Source organism: Halorubrum sp. SP9 (assembly GCF_005435015.1).
Lineage (GTDB): Archaea > Halobacteriota > Halobacteria > Halobacteriales > Haloferacaceae > Halorubrum > Halorubrum sodomense.
In genome coordinates, this window is sequence record NZ_SGXU01000357.1 from 1 (window position 1) to 471 (window position 471).

Below are 471 nucleotides of genomic sequence, written 5' to 3' on the forward strand. Positions count from 1 at the left end.
GTTCAAGGGTATTTCCTCGCGGAAGTACAACCACCGCTACGCTGACCACGACGGTGAGAAAATCGGATGGGCGCGCGGATACTACGCAGGAACGGCGGGACACGTATCCAGCGAAACGGTCATGAACTACATCCAGAGGCACGAAGGGGACGATTCGTGACCGAACTCACGAAGACGCTGGAACTCAAACTGGTAAAGCCGAACGCGCACAAACGGAGGAAACTCCGTGAGACGCGAGAGGCGTACCAACAGGCCCTTCACGATGCCTTCGACGCCCAATGCACCACGCAGACCGAAGCGAACAATGTGGTGGTCAACTACGACCTGAGCGGGTACGCGAAGAACGCGCTCAAGAAGTACGTCCCGCAACTCACGACGACGTACAACGCGGGCGAACTTCACGAACGAAGGGCTACGGCTCGACCACAAGCCCAAGAACGCAATCGAATGGTACGTCAAAATCCCGCACCA

The 471-nt window shown here is 57.3% G+C and carries 1 protein-coding gene and 1 pseudogene; both read left to right on the plus strand.

Going from position 1 to position 471, the window contains the following annotated elements:
* Window positions 1-160 (plus strand): transposase (locus tag EXE45_RS17865; RefSeq protein WP_199233700.1); only part of this gene is annotated, 160 nt, incomplete at its 5' end.
* Window positions 157-471 (plus strand): annotated as a pseudogene (locus tag EXE45_RS17870) (RNA-guided endonuclease TnpB family protein); the annotation flags it as partial. The gene EXE45_RS17865 and the pseudogene EXE45_RS17870, both read left to right, overlap by 4 nt.